The 17,768-nt window shown below is 60.3% G+C and carries 18 protein-coding genes, 1 other RNA gene and 1 pseudogene; 13 read left to right on the top strand and 7 right to left on the bottom strand.

Annotated features, from left to right (window positions below; all coding sequences use genetic code 11):
- The first annotated feature begins 71 nt into the window (after nt 1-71).
- The 4 genes from AC1Q6Y_RS01380 (at nt 72) to AC1Q6Y_RS01365 (ending at nt 5,549) form a co-directional block, all read left to right on the top strand.
- A complete protein-coding gene (locus AC1Q6Y_RS01380) occupies nt 72-2,069 on the top strand; it encodes an acyltransferase family protein (RefSeq protein WP_492623938.1) in 1,998 nt (665 codons plus the stop codon).
- Between the two features lie 69 nt (nt 2,070-2,138).
- Complete coding sequence (gene ubiD / locus AC1Q6Y_RS01375; protein ID WP_008048693.1) at nt 2,139-3,605, top strand: 4-hydroxy-3-polyprenylbenzoate decarboxylase; 1,467 nt, start codon at nt 2,139-2,141, stop codon at nt 3,603-3,605.
- Nucleotides 3,605-4,573, top strand: a complete 969-nt coding sequence (locus AC1Q6Y_RS01370) for a CDP-6-deoxy-delta-3,4-glucoseen reductase (RefSeq protein WP_057712817.1) — start codon at nt 3,605-3,607, stop codon at nt 4,571-4,573. Before ubiD ends, AC1Q6Y_RS01370 begins: the two co-directional genes overlap by 1 nt.
- Nucleotides 4,574-4,880: 307 nt before the next feature.
- On the top strand, nt 4,881-5,549 hold the full coding sequence (locus tag AC1Q6Y_RS01365) for a gamma-glutamylcyclotransferase (RefSeq protein WP_090452075.1): 669 nt from the start codon (nt 4,881-4,883) through the stop codon (nt 5,547-5,549).
- Here AC1Q6Y_RS01365 and glpT read toward each other — a convergent pair.
- Nucleotides 5,525-6,874, bottom strand: a complete 1,350-nt coding sequence (gene glpT / locus AC1Q6Y_RS01360) for a glycerol-3-phosphate transporter (RefSeq protein WP_008048696.1) — start codon at nt 6,872-6,874, stop codon at nt 5,525-5,527. The two genes, AC1Q6Y_RS01365 and glpT, sit on opposite strands and share 25 nt — an antisense overlap.
- A gap of 326 nt (nt 6,875-7,200) precedes the next feature.
- Here glpT and AC1Q6Y_RS01355 point away from each other — a divergent pair, with 326 nt between their 5' ends.
- Complete coding sequence (locus AC1Q6Y_RS01355; RefSeq protein ID WP_090452074.1) at nt 7,201-7,815, top strand: energy transducer TonB; 615 nt, start codon at nt 7,201-7,203, stop codon at nt 7,813-7,815.
- Between the two features lie 47 nt (nt 7,816-7,862).
- On the opposite strand, the gene AC1Q6Y_RS01350 is transcribed toward AC1Q6Y_RS01355, so the two are convergent.
- Nucleotides 7,863-8,840, bottom strand: coding sequence for an NADPH:quinone oxidoreductase family protein (locus AC1Q6Y_RS01350; protein WP_056726390.1), 978 nt, complete (start codon nt 8,838-8,840; stop codon nt 7,863-7,865).
- Between the two features lie 150 nt (nt 8,841-8,990).
- On the opposite strand from AC1Q6Y_RS01350, the gene AC1Q6Y_RS01345 reads away from it, so the two are divergent.
- On the top strand, nt 8,991-9,398 hold the full coding sequence (locus tag AC1Q6Y_RS01345; RefSeq protein WP_032829534.1) for a flagellar basal body-associated protein FliL: 408 nt from the start codon (nt 8,991-8,993) through the stop codon (nt 9,396-9,398).
- Nucleotides 9,399-9,540: 142 nt separating this feature from the next.
- Here AC1Q6Y_RS01345 and AC1Q6Y_RS01340 read toward each other — a convergent pair whose 3' ends face one another.
- Complete coding sequence (locus AC1Q6Y_RS01340) at nt 9,541-9,993, bottom strand: EVE domain-containing protein (protein WP_429521746.1); 453 nt, start codon at nt 9,991-9,993, stop codon at nt 9,541-9,543.
- Nucleotides 9,994-10,188: 195 nt separating this feature from the next.
- Here AC1Q6Y_RS01340 and AC1Q6Y_RS01335 point away from each other — a divergent pair, with 195 nt between their 5' ends.
- Nucleotides 10,189-10,344: a hypothetical protein gene (locus AC1Q6Y_RS01335; RefSeq protein WP_007982896.1), complete on the top strand. Its 156-nt coding sequence runs from the start codon at nt 10,189-10,191 to the stop codon at nt 10,342-10,344.
- Nucleotides 10,345-10,379: 35 nt separating this feature from the next.
- Here the strand turns inward: AC1Q6Y_RS01335 and AC1Q6Y_RS01330 are convergent, their stop codons facing one another.
- From AC1Q6Y_RS01330 to AC1Q6Y_RS01315, 4 genes are all read right to left on the bottom strand, one after another.
- Complete coding sequence (locus tag AC1Q6Y_RS01330) at nt 10,380-10,985, bottom strand: 5-formyltetrahydrofolate cyclo-ligase (RefSeq protein WP_008048703.1); 606 nt, start codon at nt 10,983-10,985, stop codon at nt 10,380-10,382.
- 86 nt (nt 10,986-11,071) lie between these two features.
- Nucleotides 11,072-11,250: non-coding RNA, 6S RNA (gene ssrS / locus AC1Q6Y_RS01325), on the bottom strand.
- A gap of 30 nt (nt 11,251-11,280) precedes the next feature.
- Complete coding sequence (locus tag AC1Q6Y_RS01320) at nt 11,281-11,598, bottom strand: cell division protein ZapA (protein ID WP_057712821.1); 318 nt, start codon at nt 11,596-11,598, stop codon at nt 11,281-11,283.
- The gene (locus AC1Q6Y_RS01315) at nt 11,595-11,804 is read right to left on the bottom strand and encodes a TIGR02449 family protein (protein WP_007982902.1); all 210 of its coding nucleotides are present in this window, start codon (nt 11,802-11,804) and stop codon (nt 11,595-11,597) included. The genes AC1Q6Y_RS01320 and AC1Q6Y_RS01315 overlap by 4 nt, the downstream gene beginning before the upstream one ends.
- A 194-nt stretch (nt 11,805-11,998) precedes the next feature.
- Between AC1Q6Y_RS01315 and AC1Q6Y_RS01310 the strand changes: the two genes are divergently transcribed.
- The 6 genes and pseudogenes from AC1Q6Y_RS01310 (at nt 11,999) to AC1Q6Y_RS01285 (ending at nt 17,727) form a co-directional block, all read left to right on the top strand.
- Complete coding sequence (locus AC1Q6Y_RS01310) at nt 11,999-12,556, top strand: YecA/YgfB family protein (RefSeq protein ID WP_492623937.1); 558 nt, start codon at nt 11,999-12,001, stop codon at nt 12,554-12,556.
- A 27-nt stretch (nt 12,557-12,583) separates the two neighbouring features.
- Nucleotides 12,584-13,918: a Xaa-Pro aminopeptidase gene (gene pepP, locus AC1Q6Y_RS01305; protein WP_150813739.1), complete on the top strand. Its 1,335-nt coding sequence runs from the start codon at nt 12,584-12,586 to the stop codon at nt 13,916-13,918.
- A complete protein-coding gene (gene ubiH / locus AC1Q6Y_RS01300) occupies nt 13,915-15,102 on the top strand; it encodes a 2-octaprenyl-6-methoxyphenyl hydroxylase (RefSeq protein ID WP_150813740.1) in 1,188 nt (395 codons plus the stop codon). The genes pepP and ubiH overlap by 4 nt, the downstream gene beginning before the upstream one ends.
- Before the next feature lie 37 nt (nt 15,103-15,139).
- Nucleotides 15,140-15,247, top strand: a pseudogene (locus AC1Q6Y_RS01295) (tetrameric acyl-CoA thioesterase); the annotation flags it as partial.
- A gap of 9 nt (nt 15,248-15,256) precedes the next feature.
- Complete coding sequence (locus AC1Q6Y_RS01290) at nt 15,257-16,474, top strand: 2-octaprenyl-3-methyl-6-methoxy-1,4-benzoquinol hydroxylase (protein WP_492624018.1); 1,218 nt, start codon at nt 15,257-15,259, stop codon at nt 16,472-16,474.
- A 248-nt stretch (nt 16,475-16,722) separates the two neighbouring features.
- Nucleotides 16,723-17,727: an extracellular solute-binding protein gene (locus tag AC1Q6Y_RS01285; protein WP_057712826.1), complete on the top strand. Its 1,005-nt coding sequence runs from the start codon at nt 16,723-16,725 to the stop codon at nt 17,725-17,727.
- Nucleotides 17,728-17,768 lie beyond the last annotated feature (41 nt).

Here is a 17,768-nt window from a genome sequence, read left to right as displayed (position 1 = left end):
CGCGTTTGCAGTCATCTCCGGGGGCGATGCTCAAGCGCGCTGAAAATAACGATCTGACCGGTTTAATGTTTATGAGCTCACTGGCTTATCGAAGGGATATCGACGGCTTGCGCGCAGTGGCGGTGATCGCCGTCGTGCTGTTTCACTTTGGCGTTCCTGGGTTTACCGGCGGCTTTGTCGGCGTGGACGTGTTTTTCGTGATTTCCGGTTACCTGATCACGTCGATCATCTGGAATCAGCGCCAGGCCGGGCAATTCAGCTTCGTCGATTTCTGGGCCCGACGTGCGCGGCGGATTTTGCCGGCGTTGTTCGCGATGATCATTGCGGTGCTGGCGGTCGGCTGGTTTTTGCTGGCCCCGAAGGATTACGAAGAGCTGGGACGATCGGTGCGTTACCAGGTGATGTTCGTCTCCAACATCCTGTTCATGCGCCAGGACGGCTATTTCGATGTCGCCTCCGATCTCAAGCCCCTGCTGCACACCTGGTCGCTGGCGGTGGAGGAGCAGTTTTACATCGTCTTCCCGTTGCTGCTGACACTGCTGTCGAGCCGTCTCAAGCATTGGCGACTGGCGCTGTTCTGCGTATTGCTGCTGTCCTTTGGTTTGAGCGTGTGGGCTGTCACCCATCATCCGGAAAAAGCTTTCTTCCTGTTGCCTATGCGTGCGTGGGAGCTATTGGCCGGTGCGATGCTGGCGGTAGCGCCCAAGTCTGCATGGCGTCTCAAGCCGATGGCGGCGCAGTGGCTGAGCCTGCTCGGTATGTTGCTGATCCTGTTGGCGGTGTTCGGTTATGACAAGGCCACGCCATTCCCGGGTGTCGCGGCGTTGGTGCCGGTGTCAGGTGTGGTGTTGCTGATTCTGGCCAACGGTCATCGTGAAGCCTGGGTTGGTCAATTTTTGAGCAGTCGGATAATGGTCGGCCTCGGTCTGATTTCATATTCCTGGTACCTGTGGCACTGGCCGGTGTTCGTATTCTCCAGCTATGCCAGCGTCGGTGAAACGAGTGTTTTCGACAGTGCCGGGTTGATTTTACTGACGCTGTTGCTGGGTTATCTGTCGTGGAAATTCGTCGAAACCCCGTTTCGTGAGCGTCGCCTGCTCGCAGGGCGCCGGCAGATTCTGCTCGCTGGTGCCTGCGGCGTCCTGGTGCTCGGCCTGGCCGGACAAGCCTTGCGATGGACCGACGGCTTGCCATGGCGTCTGTCTGACCAGGCCCTGCAATACGCCAAGGGTCGCGAATGGCGGCCAGAGCTGATGGCCTGCCTGGCCGATGACAAGACGCCGGATGACAAGTTGTTCTGCCGTTATGGCGCGCAAAACCGCCTGCCCCCAGCGCTTGTCTGGGGCGATAGCCATGCCACGGCGTTGATTCCGGTTTTCGACGAGGGTGCCAAGGCCCATGGCGTCAATGTGATGCTCGCCAGTTCTGCTGGCTGTTTGCCTGTCGAAGGCCTGGAGCACGATGCGCGTTGTGCGCGGTTCAATCGACGTGTTGAACAGGCCCTGAAGCCGCAAGCTGTCAGCGATGTGGTGCTGGTCGCGCACTGGAGCCTATACCTCTACGGCGATGCCAAAGGTGATCTGGGCCACGTTCTGAAAAACGCTGACGGGCATTACGACCGTGCAATTGCCGAACAACGTCTGGCCGATGGCTTGCGTACCCGGGTCGCGCAATTGCGTGCCGGCGGGCATCGGGTCTGGCTGGTAAAAGAGGCGCCGTTGCAGGCCTTCAGCCCACCGTATCGCCTCACCCGTCTGGCAATGCTGGCCCGTCCGGTCGACGATGTCGGGCTGGCGCTCGCAGAGCATCACAAGCGCCAGGCATTCATCAGTCAATTGTTCGCACAATTGGCGCAGGACCCGGCGGTACAGGTGGTGGACCCGGCGCCAAGACTGTGTGATGCCAGCGGCCTGTGCCGCGCCGAACGCGGCGGCTACTCGTTGTACACCGATGACAATCACCTCTCGGAAGTCGGTGCGCGGTTCGTGGCGCCGATCCTCGAACCGCTGTTTGTCAGTCTGCAAGCCAGGGCAAACCCGGGGAAACCGCAGGTGAATGCATCCAGATAAGCAGCGATAAGCTGCCAGCGGCCGGCAGAGCAGGTAGGATGTACGCCTATTTTTCGGGTGCCATCATCAATGAAATTCAAGGATCTTCGGGATTTCGTGCAGCAGCTTGAGCAGCGCGGAGAGTTGAAACGCATCCAGATCCCCGTCTCTCCAGTGCTGGAGATGACCGAGGTGTGTGATCGCACGCTGCGTGCCAAAGGCCCGGCGCTGTTGTTCGAAAAGCCGACAGGCTATGACATCCCGGTGCTCGGCAACCTGTTTGGTACCCCCGAGCGGGTCGCCATGGGCATGGGTGCCGAGTCGGTCAGCGAGCTGCGCGAGATCGGCAAGCTGCTGGCGTTCCTAAAGGAACCCGAGCCACCCAAAGGCTTGAAGGATGCCTGGTCCAAGCTGCCGATCTTCCGCAAGATCATTTCGATGGCGCCGAAAGTCGTCAAGGACGCGGTGTGCCAGGAAGTGGTCATCGAAGGCGACGACGTCGACCTGGCCATGCTGCCGGTGCAAACCTGCTGGCCGGGCGACGTCGGTCCGCTGATCACCTGGGGTCTGACCGTCACCAAAGGCCCGAACAAGGATCGCCAGAACCTCGGTATCTACCGTCAGCAAGTGATCGGTCGCAACAAGGTCATCATGCGCTGGCTGAGCCACCGTGGCGGCGCGCTGGATTACCGCGAGTGGTGCGAAAAGCATCCGGGCCAGCCGTTCCCGGTTTCCGTGGCCCTGGGCGCTGACCCGGCGACCATCCTCGGTGCCGTGACCCCGGTGCCCGACAGCCTTTCCGAATACGCCTTCGCAGGCCTCTTGCGCGGTAACCGCACTGAGTTGGTGAAGTGTCGCGGCAACGACCTGCAAGTGCCGGCCACCGCCGAAATCATCCTCGAAGGCGTGATCCATCCGGGCGAGATGGCCGATGAAGGCCCATACGGCGACCACACCGGTTACTACAACGAAGTCGACAGCTTCCCGGTGTTCACCGTCGAGCGCATTACCCATCGGATCAAGCCGATCTACCACAGTACCTACACCGGCCGTCCGCCGGATGAGCCGGCGATCCTCGGCGTGGCATTGAACGAAGTGTTCGTGCCGATCCTGCAGAAGCAGTTCCCGGAGATCACCGATTTCTACCTGCCGCCCGAAGGTTGCTCGTACCGCATGGCCATCGTGACCATGAAAAAGTCGTATCCGGGCCACGCCAAGCGGGTAATGCTGGGTGTTTGGTCGTTTTTGCGACAGTTCATGTACACCAAGTTCGTTATCGTCACCGACGACGATATCAACGCCCGGGACTGGAACGACGTGATCTGGGCCATCACCACGCGCATGGACCCCAAGCGGGACACCGTGATGATCGACAACACGCCGATCGACTACCTCGACTTCGCCTCGCCGGTTTCCGGCCTGGGGTCGAAAATGGGCCTCGATGCCACGCATAAATGGCCGGGCGAAACTACTCGCGAATGGGGCCGGGTCATCGTCAAGGATGATGCCGTGACCCAGCGGATCGATGCCATCTGGAATCAGTTAGGAATAGATTGATGCGTGTAACCTTGCAGCCCTCCGGAGCAGTACTTGAGATATTGCCCGGCGAGCGGATTCTCGATGGCGCACGACGTCTGGGCTACGAATGCCCGCAAAGCTGCCGCAACGGCAATTGCCACGTGTGCGCGGCGCTGCTGGTGGAAGGCCGGGTCGAGCAGGCTGGCAATGTGCGTGACCATGGCGAGTTCTACACTTGCATAGCGGAGCCGCTGGAAGACTGCATCGTGCTGTGGGATGGCGTGCTCGCGCTGGGAGAACTGCCGGTGCGCAGCGTGTCGTGTCAGGTCATTGAGTGCAAGGAGGTGGGCGGCGACACCTGGCGCGTGCGTCTGCGGGCTCCGGCTGGCAAACCGCCGCGCTACCACGCTGGCCAGTACCTGATGATCGAACGGGAGAACGGCGAAAAGTCCGCATTCTCCCTCGCCTCGGCACCGCATGCGGGACGCGACCTGGAAATCCACGTACTGGCGCGCGAATCCAGTGCGCTGAGCCTGATCGAACAGCTCCAGCGCAACAGCATGGTGCGGATCGAATTGCCGTTCGGCGATACCCACCTGGAGGAGTTGCCGTACGGTCCTCTCGTGCTGATCGCCGCGGGTACCGGCATGGGCCAGATCCATAGTCTGATCGAGCATTGCCGGGCCTCGGGTTTCAAGCACCCGGTGCATCTGTATTGGGGCGTGCGTCGTCCTGAAGATTTTTATCAGATCGAGCATTGGGACGAATGGCTGAAGTTGCCCAACCTGTTCCTGCACAAGGTCGTCAGCGATCAATGCGGTTGGGAAGGGCGGTGCGGCATGTTGCATGAAGCGGTCTGTGAAGACTTCCCTGACCTCAAGCCGCTACACGTGTACGCCAGTGGCTCTCCGGCCATGGTCTACGGCACGCTGGATGCGCTGGTGGAAGCGGGAATGGATGCCCACCAGATGCGTGCCGACGTATTTGCCTACGCACCAAGATCCTGATGCTGCACACCCTGTAGGAGCGAGCTTGCTCGCGATGGTCGTTAACGATTACGCGGGAAGTCAGGCTGCCCGCAGCGTTCTTGACTCCATCGCGAGCAAGCTCGCTCCTACAGGTATATAACTCCACATATAGCCAATCGGCATTTATAAATTTTTATAAATATCGGTAGGTTATATGTTGTCCAGGCAATTCATTAAGAACTGTGCCATGGCATTTAAATTGCCTTAAAACTTATGTGCCTTATTGTTACAGCCGTGCGTTCTATTAAGTAATTCTTCACCCGCGGGGAGCTGAACGCTATTCGCCATGAGCGCCATTGAATCTGCTTTTTTGAATCTGGCTTACCCTCCGCGGCTCGATCTGGGGCCGCAGCTCACTCACGAACAACTGCTCAGCTCGATGCAATCGACCATGGCGCGCCACAAGGGCGGGCCGGTGTGGCTGTTTGCGTATGGCTCGCTGATCTGGCGCCCTGAATGCACGGCGGTTGAGCGGGTTCGCGGCCGGGTGCATGGCTACCATCGCGGGTTGTACCTGTGGTCCCACGAACATCGCGGCACACCGGAAATGCCCGGCCTGGTGTTTGGCCTGGATCGCGGCGGTTCTTGCAGCGGTTTCGCCTATCGCTTGCCCGAAGAGCAACTCGAAGCCTCGCTCTACGCACTTTGGCAGCGCGAGATGCCTTTCCCTTCCTACCGCCCGCACTGGCTCAACTGCCGCCTCGACGATGGCAGCCAGGTTCAGGCATTGGGTTTTGTGCTGGAACGACACCTGCCCAGCTATGCCGGCAACTTGCCGGACCATGTGCTGAGCCATGTGTTTGAAAACGCCTGCGGGCGCTACGGCACCACTCGCGATTATGTCGAGCAGACCGCGCACGCCCTGCGCAGCCACGCCATGCCAGACCGGAATCTGGAGGCGCGGCTCAAGCGCTGTAAATCAAAGGCCGATCAAGCGAGTGCTTCGCGGCCCTGACTGGCGATTTGTTTGTGCCGTAGTGTCGGGGCCAGGAAGGCCATCGCCAACAGGCAGGCACCGACCAGCAGCACGAAACCGCCGTCCCAACCGAAATGGTCCACGGTGTAGCCCATCGCTGCACTGGCCGCGACCGACCCGCCCAAGTAACCGAACAGACCGGTAAAGCCCGCCGCCGTACCGGCAGCTTTCTTCGGTGCCAGTTCCAGCGCCTGCAGGCCGATCAGCATCACCGGGCCGTAGATCAGGAAGCCAATGGAAAGCAGCGCGATCATGTCGACCATCGGATTGCCGGCCGGGTTGAGCCAGTAAACCAGCGTCGCGACCGTCACCAGCGCCATGAACACCATGCCGGTCAGGCCACGGTTGCCACGGAAGATCTTGTCCGACATCCAGCCGCACAGCAGCGTGCCCGGGATACCTGCCCACTCGTAGAAGAAGTACGCCCACGAGGTTTTATCCACAGTGAAGCCCTTGGCTTCCTTCAGGTAGGTCGGTGCCCAGTCCAGCACGCCGTAACGCAGCAGATAGACAAAGACGTTGGCCAAGGCGATGTACCAGAGCATTTTGTTGCGCAGCACGTATTTGACGAAGATTTCCTTGGCGCTGAATTCCTCTTCGTGGCTGGCGTCGTAGCCTTCCGGGTAGTCGTTCTTGTATTGCTCGATCGGCGGCAGGCCAACCGATTGCGGGGTGTCGCGCATGGTCACAAAGGCAAACACCGCTACTGCCAGCGCCACGGCTGCCGGCACGTAGAACGCGGCGTGCCAGTCATTGAACAGCCCCATGCCGATCAGGAACAACGGGCCGATCAGGCCACCGCCGACGTTGTGCGCCACGTTCCAGACGGACACCACGCCGCCACGTTCCTTCTGCGACCACCAGTGCACCATGGTCCGGCCACTCGGCGGCCAACCCATGCCCTGTGCCCAGCCGTTGATGAACAGCAAAATGAACATCATGGTCACGCTGGACGTCGCCCAGGGCGCGAAACCGAAAATGAACATCACCCCAGCTGACACCAGAAGACCGAATGGCAGGAAGAAGCGCGGGTTGGAACGGTCGGACACCAGGCCCATGAGAAACTTCGACAGACCGTAGGCAATCGCGATGGCGGACATCGCCAGACCCAGCTGGCCACGGGAGTAGCCCTCATCGATCAGATACGGCATGGCCAGGGAGAAGTTCTTGCGCAGCAGGTAGTAACCGGCATAGCCAATGAAAATGCCGGCGAAAATCTGCCAGCGAAGGCGTCGGTAGGTGCTGTCTATTTTTTCTTCAGGCAATGGAGCCTGATGTGCGGCAGGACGAAAGAAAGCAAACATTCAAGAGCTCCAGATTTCTTGTTTTGACTGCGGATACGAATGTTACAGTTTCGTTACCGAAAATAGCACCGGTTCTCATCGACAAAACAGCGGAAATGTTGGAAGTCGCGCGTTCCTTTATGAACATGTCGCTCAGATGTAAGTGAAGGGCGGTGTAGGAAGCGTTACCTGTTTTCGTTTGGGGCATTTGATCTGCCCGGAATGGGGCAGGACTTTAGGAAAGATCCTTCGTTTAAAGCAGAAGTCATGGCGTTATGTCGAATGGCCCGGCGCTTTAACCTTTGTGCTGTTGCCAAGTCTGGCGTTGCAGACGAAGGGAGAGGGACATGCGGTGGTGGTTGGTTGGAATTTTGTTGCTGGTCTCTGCGGATATCAGGGCCGGGGAGGTATTTCTGATACCCGAGAACAACCCAAAGCCGATTTATCCGAAGGCGCTGCATCGGGCGGGTGTCACCGGCATGGTGCGTGTCAGCATGACTGTGAAGGCCGATGGATCAGTCAGTAATGCCGTGATTGCGCAAAGTGCACATCCCGAACTCGAAGAGGCGTCATTGGCCGCAGTCAACCAATGGCGATTCAAGCCGTGGACAATTACCAAGGATCAACCTGCGCAAATCCTCGTGGTCGCACCCATGGAATACAGGCTGGACAGCGAACATCCCTTCCACGTCAACAAGGAGCTGGAGCGGCTGAAATGCAGTGCTATCGCACGGGCATCGTTGAACATCGCCACTTCCTCGTGGGTGGACCTGCCGGTTTTCAGCTGGACCCGCAGTTACCTGACCCACTCGCTTTCACCGACTCAATTGCCGGAAGAGAAGCGTCTGGCTCTGATTGCCAAGCTCAATGCCAGCGTCCGTTCGATTGTGCAGCGGTGTAGCGCACATCCGGCGAGTCGGTATGTGCGGTTTTTGCCGGAGGAGATTCGGGTGTTGCTTTGACGGCAATAAAAGCGCGGCTACATGGCCGCGCTTTTTTGCAGAGAGATTCAGCGAACCTGCACCACCACTTTCCCCACCGCTTTACGCTGGCCAAGGTCATTGATCGCCTGCGCCGCATTGCTCAGCGGATACACCTGGGACACCAGAGGCTTGAGCTTGCCTTCGGCAAACCAGCCAAACAACTGCTGGAAGTTCGCCGCGTTGTCCTGCGGCTGGCGTTGGGCGAACGAGCCCCAGAACACGCCGAGCACTGCCGCACCTTTAAGCAAGGCCAGGTTGACCGGCAATTCGGGAATGCGACCGCTGGCGAAGCCGACCACCAGCAAGCGGCCGTTCCAGGCGATGGCACGGATGGCCTGGTCGAACAGGTCGCCGCCGACCGGGTCGTAGATCACGTCGGCACCCTGGCCGTCGGTCAGACGCTTGATTTCGTCCTTCAGGCTGGTTTCGCTGTAGTTGATCAGTTCGTCGGCGCCGGCGGCCTTGGCCACGGCGAGTTTCTCTGCGCTGCTGGCCGCCGCGATCACCCGGGCGCCCATGGCTTTGCCGATTTCCACCGCCGCGAGGCCGACGCCGCCGGAAGCACCCAGTACCAGCAGGGTTTCGCCCGGTTGCAGGTTGCCGCGCTGCTTGAGGGCATGCATCGAGGTGCCGTAGGTCATGCTGAAGGCGGCGGCGGTGTTGAAGTCCATCGATGGCGGGATCGGCAGTGCGTTGTAGCCCGGCACGGCGACCTGCTCGGCAAAGCTGCCCCAGCCGGTCAGGGCCATGACCCGGTCACCGACTTTCAAGTGGCTGACTTTTTCACCCACTGCGCTGACCACGCCGGCCGCTTCACCACCCGGCGAAAACGGGAAGGGCGGCTTGAACTGGTATTTGCCCTCGATGATCAACGTGTCGGGGAAGTTCACCCCGGCGGCGTGCACGTCCAGCAGGATTTCATTCTTCTTCGCGACAGGACTGGCGACGTCTTCCAGCACCAGCGATTCGGCAGGGCCGAAGGCTTTGCACAGCACGGCTTTCATCAGGGCTATTCCTTTGGGAGTGATGGCCGATAAGTGTAGGTGTGTGGGTCGATGGGTCAACGAGCATGCCCGGCCCTGATAGTCAGCCATAAGCTTGTGCTTGCGCGGCGGGTCGTTATGCTAGGCCGCAAACCGGATAAGGAGCGAATTTTGAAAGCGTGGATCATGTTGATGCTGGCCCTGTCTCTGCCTGTGGCAGCGGTGGCCGAAGAAGCCAAAGAAGATGCAGCTCCGAAGGTCAGTTACATCACCCTGAGCCCGCCGTTCGTGGGTAACTACGGGCTGGACGGCACGCCGAAACTCAAGGTCTACAAGGCCGATGTGGCGTTGCGGGTGACCGGTGACGAGGCCGCCAAGGCGGTGAAGGCCAATGAACCCTTGATCCGCAATCAATTGGTCGCACTGTTCGCCCAGCAGACCACCGAGACGATGAACAACGTCGAGGCCAAGGAAAAGCTGCGTCAGGAGGCCCTGAAACAGACCCAACAGGTGATGAACGACGAAACCGGTAAGCCGGTGGTTGAGGATTTGTTGTTCAACAACCTGATCATTCAGTAAGACTTCTATTGCTTGAACTGGCGTCATCGCGAGCAAGCTCGCTCCCACAGTGGATTTGTGTTGAAGCACAATCACATGTCCACCACAGCCCCCTGTGGGAGCGAGCTTGCTCGCGATGAGGCCAGTCCAGGCGACAAATGACTCAAGACTTTAAGGCAATCACCGCTGCCCATTGCTCCGCCGTCACCGGCATCACCGATAACCGCGAGCCTTTCTGCACCAGTGGCAACTCGGCCAGCGCCGTCTGCTGTTTCAGATAATCCAGTTTCAGCACCCGGGCAAACGTCTCGACATGCGCGACATCGATCGCACTCCAGGCGTTTTTCTCCGGAGTGGCCTTCGGGTCAAAATAATGGCTCTCTGGCTCCAGCGCCGTCGGGTCCGGATACGCGGCTTCGACAATCTTGCCGATTCCGGCAATCCCCGGCTCGGGGCAGCTGGAATGATAGAAAAAGAACTCATCCCCCACCGCCATGGCACGCAAAAAATTACGCGCCTGATAGTTGCGAACCCCGTCCCAGCGCGCTTTGCCGAGCTTTTCCAGCCCTTTGATCGAGAGTTCGTCGGGCTCGGATTTCATCAGCCAATAGGCCATGTCTTTTGCTCCTTGCGTGGTGATTGAGCAGCTTGTTGGCGATTTTATGACAAACCGACAGTCGGTTGACGTCAGCATTTGCGCAGCGGTTCACGTTGTCGCAAAATGCCGGCCTTTAAAGCTTGACGCTGCTGCACGGCCTACAAACGGAAACCGCTGCTGTCATCGTGTTGATGTGCCTTTGGGGGGCAATCGATGAAACGCAAACCGGATTTACTATGGATTTTGGTCATTTTGTTTGGCCTTGGCGTCGTGACCACTGGCTATGCCCAAAGCCTATGGGCCAACAAGACCGATGCGCCGGTCGAACTCGCCCAGTTGCAGCAACAGTCGACAGCCTTCAAGCGCTGATCCTGTTGCCTCGGCGCCACTGATCGAAGTGGCGCCTAGCCTGCGTAATACCAGGCCTTGTCCGTCACCGTTCCTTGCAGCGGCACATCCCAGCTCGCCTGAGCCAATCGCGCCACTTTCTGACATTCATGGGCCAGCCCCAACAGCGTGGGCTTGCGCCAGTCATTTCGTCGCGCCAGGTAGGCCAGGCTCCGGTCGTAGAAACCACCGCCCATTCCCAGGCGTCCGCCGACATCGTCAAAACCCACCAATGGCAACAGCACCAGATCCAGCGCCCAGATCTTGCGCTGCCGGGCGAGGTTGGCCCGTGGTTCGAGAATACGGAAGCGGTTGGGTTTGAGTTTTTCCCCGGGACGGATGCGCTGGAACACCATTTTGGTTCGCGGCCAGGCGCTCAGCACCGGTAGATAGGTGGCTTTGCCCCGGCGTTGCGCGGCGCGCAGCAACAGACGCGGATCGATTTCACCATCGGTCGGCAGATAGAGCGAGATGTGCCGGGCGCGGCGGAACAGCGGTTGCTGGGCCAATTGCTTGTACAGCCCGCGAGCGGCCTGGCGTTGCTGACTGGGTGTCAGTGCGCGGCGGGCCTTGCGCAGCATGCGTCGAAGTTGCGGGCGGGGGAGCAGCGCAGGTTCGGTCATGTATTCGGGCTTCAACAATGCGGATACGTGAAGCGTACCCGTAAAAACGCCAATGCCGGTATCAAAACCGGCATTGGACTGAAATCAGGCTCCCCGAATGTGCCGCTGTCGACTTAGCCCTTGAACCCGAAAGTTCAAGGTGGAAGATGCAGTAGGCTTTAAGGCTTTCCGTCTAGCGGACATGCACACCAGCCCAACGTGCAACCTCCAGGGTATAGCAAATCGGCTCAGGGACATCGCCAACTGGCAAGCACCCCAGGGAGTGAGGGGATTATACCGCAAGCGGCGGCGCGAATCAGCCTTTGGTGACATCCGGATCGGTGGCGAGCGCCAGATCGACGCGATCGAGCAGGTCACGCACTTGTTCGCGGGTCGAGCCGCTGGCCTGGATATCCGGCCGTTCTTCCTTGTGCAACAGGTCGTGGGTGATGTTCAGCGCGGCCATCACGGCGATACGGTCGGCGCCGATGACTTTGCCGCTGCTGCGGATCTCGCGCATCTTGCCGTCCAGATAACGGGCGGCGCTGATCAGATTACTGCGCTCTTCCTGAGGGCAGATGATCGAATACTCTTTGTCGAGGATCTGCACGGTGACGCTATTGCTTGAACTCATGAGTCTTGCTCCAGGGCCTTGAGGCGCGAAATCATCGATTCGACCTTACGCCGGGCGATTTCGTTTTTTTCAATGAGGTGTGCGCGTTCCTCGCGCCAGGTCTTTTCCTGAGCTAGTAAGAGTCCGTTTTGACTCTTAAGTTGCTCGACTCGGGTAATCAGCAGTTCGAGTCTGGCCATCAGCGCTTGCAGGTCGGTGTCTTCCATTGTCTTCACTGTCTGATGGGTGACGGACTGTAGGAGCGAGCTTGCTCGCGATGAAGCCGAGAACGCCGCAGGGTGTCAGGTACCCAGCGTTATCATTGACGACCATCGCGAGCAAGCTCGCTCCTACAGGGGTAGTCGATGTAGGATACAAGGCCTTCATTCTAGACATAGCGCCGTCTGGCGCCTAGCTGCCCATGACCATTCAGAATTCCCCGTACCAAGCCTTCGCCACCCTGCTGACTTCCAGCGGTCATAACGTCTCGCCTGCCGAACTGCATGGCCTGCTGCTCGGCCGCAGCTGTGCCGGCGCCGGTTTCAATGCCGAAGAGTGGTTGATCGACGCCGCCGAACTGCTCGAAAGCGAGCCGCAGGACAACGTTCGCAACGCCTTGATCGGCTTGCAAGAGATGGTCAAGGGCGAGCTAACGGGCGACGACGTGACCGTCGTTCTGCTGTTGCCGACCGATGACGCCCCTCTCACCGAACGTGCCGTCGCACTGGGCCAGTGGTGCCAGGGTTTCCTCAGTGGCTTCGGCCTGAACTGCCGTGACAGCAGCGCCCTGAGTTCCGAGGCCACCGAGGTGCTGCAGGATCTGGCGGCCATTTCCCAGGTGCAGGATGCCCTGGAAGAGTCCGACGACGGCGAAAACGACTACATGGAAGTCATGGAGTACCTGCGCGTCGCACCGCTGCTGTTGTTCTCCGAGACCAAAAAAGACGTACCGGCCGCCGCCAAACCGTCGCTGCACTAATCGTTTGCCAGGGAACGCCATCTGCCCATGATCCATATCCCGAAATCGGAATACAGCCGTCGCCGCAAGGCCCTGATGGCGCAGATGGAACCCAACAGCATCGCCATCCTGCCCGCCGCCGCGGTGGCCATTCGTAACCGCGACGTCGAGCACGTCTACCGCCAGGACAGTGACTTTCAGTACCTCAGCGGCTTTCCCGAGCCCCAGGCCGTATTGGTGTTGATGCCGGGGCGCGTGCATGGCGAATACATCCTGTTCTGCCGCGAACGCAATGCCGAGCGCGAGCTGTGGGATGGCCTGCGTGCCGGGCAGGAAGGCGCGATTCGCGACTTCGGCGCCGACGATGCCTTTCCGATCACTGATATCGACGACATCCTGCCGGGCCTGATCGAAGGCCGTGACCGGGTGTATTCGGCCATGGGCAGCAACCCCGAATTCGATCGCCACCTGATGGAGTGGATCAACGTGATCCGCTCCAAGGCCAACCTCGGTGCCCAGCCGCCGAACGAATTCGTTGCCCTGGATCATCTGCTGCACGACATGCGCCTGTATAAATCGGCGGCAGAAGTGAAAGTGATGCGCGAGGCAGCGCGGATTTCCGCCCAGGCGCACGTACGGGCAATGCAGGCCTGTCGCGCCGGATTGCACGAATTCAGCCTGGAAGCCGAGCTCGATTACGAATTCCGCAAGGGCGGGGCGAAGATGCCGGCATACGGCTCGATCGTCGCGGCGGGGCGCAACAGCTGCATCCTGCATTACCAGCAGAATGACGCGCTGCTCAAGGACGGGGATCTGGTGCTGATCGATGCCGGTTGCGAGATCGACTGCTACGCCAGCGACATCACCCGGACCTTTCCGGTCAGCGGCAAATATTCAGCGGAACAGAAAGCGATCTACGAATTGGTGCTGGCCTCCCAGGAAGCCGCCTTTGCCGAAATCGCCCCGAACAAGCACTGGAATCAGGCGCACGAGGCCACGGTCCGGGTCATCACGGCCGGGCTGGTCAAGCTGGGTCTGCTGCGTGGTGACGTTGACGAACTGATCGCCAGCGAAGCCTACAAGGCGTTTTACATGCACCGCGCCGGCCATTGGCTGGGCATGGATGTGCATGACGTCGGCGAATACAAGGTCGGCGGCGAGTGGCGCGTGCTGGAAGTCGGCATGGCGCTGACCGTGGAACCGGGGATCTATATCGCCCCGGACAACCAGAATGTTGCGAAGAAATGGCGCGGCATCGGCGTGCGCATCGAGGACGACGTAGTGGTCACTAAAACCGGCTGTGAAATATTGACGAGCGGCGTGCCGAAAACCGTCGCCGAGATAGAGGCCCTGATGGCCGCCGCGCGGACACAGGCAGCATGAGTCGAGTCAATCTGGCAATCATTGGTGGCGGGCTGGTCGGTGCAAGCCTGGCACTGGCGCTTCAGGCCGGGGCCAAAGCCCGAGGCTGGAAGATCGTGTTGATCGAGCCGTTTGCTCCTGGCGACACCTGGCAACCGAGTTACGATGCCCGTTCCTCGGCGTTGTCCTTCGGCTCGCGGCAAATCTATCAACGGTTGGGTGTCTGGCAGGAAGTCTCGCGCCGAGCCGAGCCGATCAAGCAGATTCATGTTTCCGACCGTGGTCGATTCTCGACGGCGCGGTTGTCGGCGATGGAAGAGGGTGTTCCAGCGCTGGGTTATGTCGTTGAAAACGCCTGGCTCGGCCAATGCCTGTGGCAAGGCCTGGACAAGGACGTGATCAGATGGCACTGCCCGGCAGAAGTCACCCGCATGGAGCCGCTGACCGACGGCTACCGCCTGACCCTCAATGATGAAACCACCCTGGAATGCGACCTCGCGGTGCTCGCCGATGGTGGCCGCTCCGGCCTGCGCGAGCAACTTGGGATCGGCATCCGCAAGCGTCCATACAACCAGAGCGCGCTGATCGCCAACATCACCCCGAGCGAAGCCCACAACGGCATGGCTTTCGAGCGCTTCACCGACGAAGGCCCGATGGCGTTGCTGCCGCTTCCGGATAATCGCTGCGCATTGGTCTGGACCCGCCTGGGCATGGACGCGCAACGCCTGGCAGCCCTCGACGAGCGCAGCTTCCTCAGCGAGTTGCAGGGTGTGTTCGGTTATCGCCTTGGCACATTGAAGCAGGTGGGTGCGCGGCATCTGTATCCGCTGACACTGGTCGAGGCCGAAGAACAGGTGCGCCCGCATCTGGCGGTGCTCGGCAACGCGGCGCACAGCCTGCATCCGATTGCCGGCCAGGGATTCAACCTGTCCCTGCGCGACGCTCAGGCCCTGGCCAATGCCTTGCTCGCCAGTGAAAAACCATTGGGCGACTTCGCCACGTTGCAGGCCTATCGCGAACACCAGCGTCTCGATCAGGACCTCACCGTGGGCTTCTCCGATCAGGTTACGCGCCTGTTCGGCAGTACCCAGCCGCTGGTGTCCCTGGGGCGCAACATCGGCTTGCTCGGCCTCGATCTGCTGCCACCGGCCAAACGCTGGTTTGCCCGGCAGGCGATGGGGCTGGGTACGCGTCCAGATGCGTAACTGGCTGATCCGCCGATTCGGCAAGGCGCGATTGATAAAATACCTGCCTTGCAGGTTCGACATTCATGACAGCGCCGGCCACTGGGTGGCGCGGGTCGGGAAAACCCTTTACGTGCGGCTCGAGCCGCAAGAGAGACAGGCTTAAAGCATGGAAATGCGCGCAGATCTGCTGATTGTCGGGGCCGGAATGGTCGGCAGCGCCCTGGCGCTGGCGTTGCAGGACAGCGGGCTGGAAGTCCTGCTGCTGGACGGCAGCCCCATGAGCGTCAAACCGTTCAACGCTCAGGCAGCGTTTGAGCCGCGGGTGAGCGCCTTGTCGGCCGCCAGCCAGCGGATTCTCGAGCGCCTGGGCGTGTGGGACGGCATCGCCGGGCGGCGCAGCAGCCCCTACACCGACATGCAGGTCTGGGATGGCAGCGGCACCGGGCAAATCCACTTCTCGGCGCCCAGCGTGCATGCCGAGGTGCTGGGGCATATCGTCGAGAACCGCGTGGTCCAGGATGCCTTGCTCGAGCGCCTGCACGATTGCGACCTGGGGTTGCTGGCCAATGCTCGCCTGGAGCAGATGCGCCGCTCCGGCGATGACTGGCTGCTGACCCTGGCCGATGGCCGCACCCTGCGCGCGCCGCTGGTGATCGCGGCAGATGGCGCCAACTCGGCGGTGCGACGTCTGGCCGGAGTGGCGACCCGCGAATGGGATTATATGCACCATGCCATCGTCACCAGCGTGCGTTGCGCCAAACCGCATCAAATGACGGCCTGGCAGCGTTTCACCGACACCGGCCCGTTGGCGTTTCTGCCCCTTGAGCGGGACGGCCAACAGAATTGGTGTTCGATCGTCTGGTCGACCACACCCGGCGAAGCCGAACGTCTGATGGCGATGGATGATCAAGGTTTCTGCAAGGCATTGGAGCGGGCCTTTGAAGGTCGGCTCGGCGAAGTACTGAGCGCCGATCCGCGCCTGTGTGTGCCCCTGCGTCAGCGGCATGCCAAGCGGTATGTGGCTGAAGGCCTGGCATTGATCGGCGACGCGGCCCACACCATTCACCCGTTGGCCGGGCAGGGGGTGAATCTCGGATTCCTCGATGCCGCCGTGCTGGCCGAAGTGTTGCTGCAAGCGGCAACACGTGGCGAACGCCTGGCGGATGTGAAAGTCCTCAGCCGTTACGAGCGTCGACGCATGCCCCACAACCTGGCGCTGATGGCGGCGATGGAAGGCTTCGAGCGGTTGTTCCAGGCCGATCCGTTGCCGGTGCGCTGGTTGCGTAATACCGGGTTGAAAATGGTGGAGAAAATGCCGGAAGCCAAGGCGTTGTTCGTGCGTGAAGCGCTGGGGTTGACCGGGGATTTGCCGGCACTCGCCAAGGCCTGAGATTTCTGTTGAGGTTAAGGGCCCCTTCGCGAGCAAGCTCGCTCCCACAGGAATTCAGGTGTTAATGCAATTTGTGTGAACGCTGGAGAACCCTGTGGGAGCGAGCTTGCTCGCGATGTCGGCAGTTCGGCCACCCAATATTCCAGCTTGTGCAACATCTGGTAACTCCTCCGCAAGCGGGTTCGATTGAGAAGCTAAATGTGAGTCCTTATCATTTGTCCTCATTTTTCAATCGAGAGACCGCTCCCATGTTGGCACCGAAGCGTCTACTGACTGCACTGGCCTTGACCCTGATCGGCAGCACCGCCGCCCAGGCCGCTGACGAAGTGGTGGTCTACTCCTCGCGAATCGACGAGCTGATCAAGCCAGTATTCGATGCCTACACCGCCAAGACCGGCGTGAAGGTGAAGTTCATCACCGACAAGGAAGCGCCGCTGATGCAGCGGCTCAAGGCCGAGGGCGCGAATACGCCGGCCGACCTGCTGCTCACCGTCGATGCCGGCAACCTCTGGCAAGCCGAGCAGATGGGCATCCTCCAGCCGTTCACCTCGAAAACCATCGACACCAATATTCCGCTGCAATACCGGGCAGCCTCCCACGCCTGGACCGGCCTGAGCCTGCGGGCGCGGACCATTGCCTACTCCACAGATCGGGTGAAGCCGGGTGAACTGACCACCTACGAAGCGCTGGCCGACAAACAATGGGAAGGCCGCCTGTGCCTGCGCACGGCGAAGAAGGTCTACAACCAGTCCCTGACCGCGACCATGATCGAAGTGCACGGCGCCGGGAAGACCGAGGAGATCCTCAAGGGCTGGGTCAGGAACCTGTCCACCGACGTGTTCTCCGACGACACCGCCGTACTGGAAGCGATCAACGCCGGCCAGTGTGACGTCGGTATCGTCAACACCTACTACTACGGCCGCCTGCACAAGCAGAAGCCAGACCTGCCGGTGAAACTGTTCTGGCCGAACCAGGCTGACCGTGGCGTACACATCAACCTGTCGGGTATCGGCCTGACACAACACGCGCCACACCCGGAAGCGGCCAAGGCTCTGGTGGAGTGGATGACCACCCCTGAAGCGCAGAAAATCTTTGCCGACGTGAACCAGGAGTTCCCGGCGAATCCGGCCGTGCAGCCATCGGCTGAAGTCGCCGCATGGGGCAAGTTCATTGCTGATACCTTGCCTGTGGAAATCGCCGGCAAGCGCCAGGCTGAGGCGATTCGCATGATGGACAAGGCTGGCTGGAACTGAGCCAGCTGTTATGCTGCGCCCCGCCTAGGCGGGGCGTTTGT

It is taken from the genome of Pseudomonas sp. GW823-FHT06E10, assembly GCF_058794995.1.
Note: the sequence above shows the minus strand (reverse complement) of the source record. Positions and strands in the feature narration are given on the sequence as shown.

Bases quoted from the DNA above. Each gene is read 5' to 3' on its own strand.
- AC1Q6Y_RS01370 (WP_057712817.1), top strand. From the start codon at position 3,605: ATGCGTGTAACCTTGCAGCCCTCCGGAGCAGTACTTGAGATATTGCCC.
- pepP (WP_150813739.1), top strand. From the start codon at position 12,584: ATGATCCATATCCCGAAATCGGAATACAGCCGTCGCCGCAAGGCCCTG.
- AC1Q6Y_RS01315 (WP_007982902.1), bottom strand. From the start codon at position 11,804: ATGGAAGACACCGACCTGCAAGCGCTGATGGCCAGACTCGAACTGCTG.
- AC1Q6Y_RS01290 (WP_492624018.1), top strand. From the start codon at position 15,257: ATGCGCGCAGATCTGCTGATTGTCGGGGCCGGAATGGTCGGCAGCGCC.
- glpT (WP_008048696.1), bottom strand. From the start codon at position 6,874: ATGTTTGCTTTCTTTCGTCCTGCCGCACATCAGGCTCCATTGCCTGAA.
- AC1Q6Y_RS01330 (WP_008048703.1), bottom strand. From the start codon at position 10,985: ATGACCGAACCTGCGCTGCTCCCCCGCCCGCAACTTCGACGCATGCTG.
- AC1Q6Y_RS01355 (WP_090452074.1), top strand. From the start codon at position 7,201: ATGCGGTGGTGGTTGGTTGGAATTTTGTTGCTGGTCTCTGCGGATATC.
- AC1Q6Y_RS01285 (WP_057712826.1), top strand. From the start codon at position 16,723: ATGTTGGCACCGAAGCGTCTACTGACTGCACTGGCCTTGACCCTGATC.
- AC1Q6Y_RS01320 (WP_057712821.1), bottom strand. From the start codon at position 11,598: ATGAGTTCAAGCAATAGCGTCACCGTGCAGATCCTCGACAAAGAGTAT.
- ubiD (WP_008048693.1), top strand. From the start codon at position 2,139: ATGAAATTCAAGGATCTTCGGGATTTCGTGCAGCAGCTTGAGCAGCGC.
- AC1Q6Y_RS01340 (WP_429521746.1), bottom strand. From the start codon at position 9,993: ATGGCCTATTGGCTGATGAAATCCGAGCCCGACGAACTCTCGATCAAA.
- AC1Q6Y_RS01335 (WP_007982896.1), top strand. From the start codon at position 10,189: ATGAAACGCAAACCGGATTTACTATGGATTTTGGTCATTTTGTTTGGC.
- AC1Q6Y_RS01350 (WP_056726390.1), bottom strand. From the start codon at position 8,840: ATGAAAGCCGTGCTGTGCAAAGCCTTCGGCCCTGCCGAATCGCTGGTG.
- AC1Q6Y_RS01365 (WP_090452075.1), top strand. From the start codon at position 4,881: ATGAGCGCCATTGAATCTGCTTTTTTGAATCTGGCTTACCCTCCGCGG.
- AC1Q6Y_RS01380 (WP_492623938.1), top strand. From the start codon at position 72: ATGAGCTCACTGGCTTATCGAAGGGATATCGACGGCTTGCGCGCAGTG.
- AC1Q6Y_RS01310 (WP_492623937.1), top strand. From the start codon at position 11,999: ATGACCATTCAGAATTCCCCGTACCAAGCCTTCGCCACCCTGCTGACT.
- ubiH (WP_150813740.1), top strand. From the start codon at position 13,915: ATGAGTCGAGTCAATCTGGCAATCATTGGTGGCGGGCTGGTCGGTGCA.